This window comes from Pseudomonas sp. NPDC087639 (assembly GCF_044743385.1).
Taxonomy (GTDB): domain Bacteria; phylum Pseudomonadota; class Gammaproteobacteria; order Pseudomonadales; family Pseudomonadaceae; genus Aquipseudomonas.
In genome coordinates this window covers 1-2,154 of record NZ_JBIUWI010000166.1, presented here as the reverse complement: position 1 = coordinate 2,154, position 2,154 = coordinate 1, and the positions used below count along the sequence as shown (strand labels likewise).

Here is a 2,154-nt window from a genome sequence, read left to right as displayed (position 1 = left end):
TGGCATGAATCCCTACACCGCTCTGCAACTGGAAGGCCGAGACATCTACATCCGCGAAGGCTGCGTCGGTTGCCACTCGCAGATGATCCGGCCGTTCCGCGCCGAAACCGAACGCTACGGGCACTACTCGGTGGCCGGTGAAAGCGTGTGGGATCACCCGTTCCTGTGGGGTTCGAAACGTACCGGTCCGGACCTTGCCCGGGTTGGCGCGCGTTACTCGGATGACTGGCACCGTGCGCACTTGTACAACCCGCGCAACGTTGTGCCCGAATCGAAAATGCCGGCCTATCCATGGCTGGTCACGCAAGCGGTCGACAGCAGCCATACCGAAACCAAGCTCAAAACCATGCGCACCCTCGGCGTGCCGTACACCGACGACGACATCAGCAGTGCGGTGGCCAGCCTCAAGGGCAAGACCGAAATGGATGCCCTCGTCTCCTACCTGCAAGTGCTCGGCACTGCGATCAAGAGCAAGAGGTGAGCACGATGGTCATTGAAATGAGTGCAGGCCTGATTCGCGGCCTCGGCACGGTCGTGGTGTTTGTCGCCTTCGTCGGCCTGACGCTTTGGGTGTTCAACGGCAAGCGCAATCCGGAATTTGCCGAAGCACGCCTGCTGCCGTTCGCCGACGAGCCGCAACCCGACACCCCCCCAGCATCTGAACCAAGGAGTACCCGGCCATGACCACCTTCTGGAGTACGTGGATCTGCGTACTGACCATCGGCAGCCTGATCGGCCTGACGTGGCTGCTGATCGGCACACGCCGGGGCGAGACCAAGGGCAGCGTCGACCAGACCATGGGCCACAGCTTCGACGGCATCGAGGAATACGACAACCCGCTGCCGCAGTGGTGGTTCATGCTGTTCGCCGGCACGCTGGTGTTTTCCGTGGGCTATCTGATTCTGTATCCGGGCCTGGGTAACTGGAAAGGCATCCTGCCCGGCTACGAGGATGGCTGGACCGGCGTGCATGAGTGGGAAAAGGAGATGAACAAGGCTGACGCCAAATTCGGCCCGATCTTCGCCAAATTTGCCGCCATGCCAGTGGAAGAAGTAGCGAAGGACCCACAGGCGCTGAAAATGGGTGGCCGCTTGTTCGCCTCAAACTGTTCGGTGTGCCACGGCTCGGACGCCAAGGGTGCATTCGGTTTCCCTAACCTGGCCGACAGCGACTGGCGCTGGGGCGGCGATGCCGACACCATCAAGACCACCATCATGGGTGGCCGGATGGCGGCCATGCCCGCCTGGGGCGAAGTGCTCGGCGAGGCTGGGGTAAAGAACGTCGCCGCTTACGTGCGTCACGAACTGGCCGGTTTGCCATTGCCAGCCGACAGCAAGGCAGATCTGCAAGCCGGGCAGCAGGCGTTCAACACCACGTGCGTCGCCTGCCACGGGGCAACCGGCCACGGCACTGAAGCCATGGGGGCGCCGAACCTGACGCACCCGGCCGGATTCATCTACGGCACCAGCCTGACCCAGCTTGAACAGACCATCCGCCATGGTCGTCAGGGGCACATGCCGGCGCAGAACGAACTGCTGGGCAACGATAAAGTGCAATTGCTGGCAGCTTATGTGTACAGCCTTAGCCATGGATTGAATACAGATAACCTGATTACTGAAGACAATAAAAAGTAATCATTGCACACACCTCTGCCGCACCATTCTCGGTGCGGCAGATCCCCACCCCTTTGCGACGCATTGTCGCACCCCTTTACACCCTCTCCTTTCGGTTCCCCGGATTCGGGTCTACGCTTGGTCGATGCGGACTGGCTCGTGCCGGTTCCAGGTCAACGCTAACCGCTGTGTTCTTCGAACCGGCTGACTGACGTGGCCGCAAAGGCCGGCAGATACCGGCTGTCGTGCCATTTGCCGTCCGTCACCCGAACAGGCCGTTTGAACACACCCCGTTACGCGCGATCTGAACCCCTCGCTTTTTTCGTCCGCTGCGACATTTTGTCCGAGGCCAATTTTGACCTTACGCGGCGCATGGAAAGGCCGCAGAATCAGCGCTGGAAAGCATTGACCCAGGTCATGGCGCGTTGCAATGACCCCCTGCTCTCTGCATACTTGCGGCCGATTCTAATCCTAATAAAACACCCAAACCGTGGAACCTTAGAATGAGCACAGCAATCAGTCCGACTGCTTATAACTATAA

General features: G+C 60.1%; 3 protein-coding genes. All 3 read left to right on the top strand.

Features of this window, described 5'->3' with window-relative positions; all coding sequences use genetic code 11:
- Nucleotides 1-481 (top strand): cytochrome-c oxidase, cbb3-type subunit II (gene ccoO / locus ACIOVB_RS27550; protein WP_401272279.1); only part of this gene is annotated, 481 nt, incomplete at its 5' end.
- 5 nt (nucleotides 482-486) lie between these two features.
- On the top strand, nucleotides 487-684 hold the full coding sequence (locus ACIOVB_RS27545) for a cbb3-type cytochrome oxidase subunit 3 (protein WP_401272278.1): 198 nt from the start codon (nucleotides 487-489) through the stop codon (nucleotides 682-684).
- Nucleotides 681-1,634, top strand: a complete 954-nt coding sequence (gene ccoP / locus ACIOVB_RS27540) for a cytochrome-c oxidase, cbb3-type subunit III (RefSeq protein ID WP_401272277.1) — start codon at nucleotides 681-683, stop codon at nucleotides 1,632-1,634. The genes ACIOVB_RS27545 and ccoP overlap by 4 nt, the downstream gene beginning before the upstream one ends.
- The last annotated feature ends 520 nt before the right edge of the window (nucleotides 1,635-2,154 follow it).